This is a genomic window from Exiguobacterium sp. B2(2022), from assembly GCF_028823655.1.
GTDB classification, from domain to species: domain Bacteria; phylum Bacillota; class Bacilli; order Exiguobacteriales; family Exiguobacteriaceae; genus Exiguobacterium; species Exiguobacterium aestuarii_A.
On the sequence record NZ_JAPEHX010000161.1, the window covers coordinates 1 to 523 of the forward strand.

1 protein-coding gene is annotated in these 523 nt (G+C 28.1%); it reads right to left on the reverse strand.

The genetic code is table 11. The features are described 5' to 3' along the window. Nucleotides 1–523: hypothetical protein (locus ON063_RS14820; protein ID WP_274665653.1), on the reverse strand; the 523-nt coding region annotated here is incomplete at both ends.

The following is a 523-nucleotide window of genomic DNA, read 5'->3' on the forward strand; positions in this document are numbered from 1 at the left end:
TTGAATCTTTTATTCAATATTTTTCTATATAATTTAATAATTATCTTTTTAAAAGATCTTTGATTTGAGTTTTTTATTAATCTTCTCGACTCGTACAATTTCTGTAAACGTGTCGCCGTATGAAAATCTAACTTTTGCCCATCCAACATTTCAAATTTGTATTGAAGTGAATCTTTTTTTAACCGATTCTCTGCCGTTCTTAAGTTCTGTCTCACATTTTTTTTTAGACTTAGCCAGTAAGATTCATATGTACCGCTTAACTTAATTGAAGCGCACTCGTTCATTATATACTCTTCAGCATTATCATTTGTCTCTAAGTACTCACTTAATATAGACTTATCTGAAATTAGATTAAAGTGAAACTGGTTTACTGAAAAATCCATCAATATTGTTTTAATAAAAATATCAATATTCTCAAGATTTACATCATCTCTATAGATAAAATCAAGATAATCAGTTTCAGTTCCTGATCCAAGTATGAAAATCCCTCTTTTTTTCCCCTTCGTTTTTATAAATGATGGTT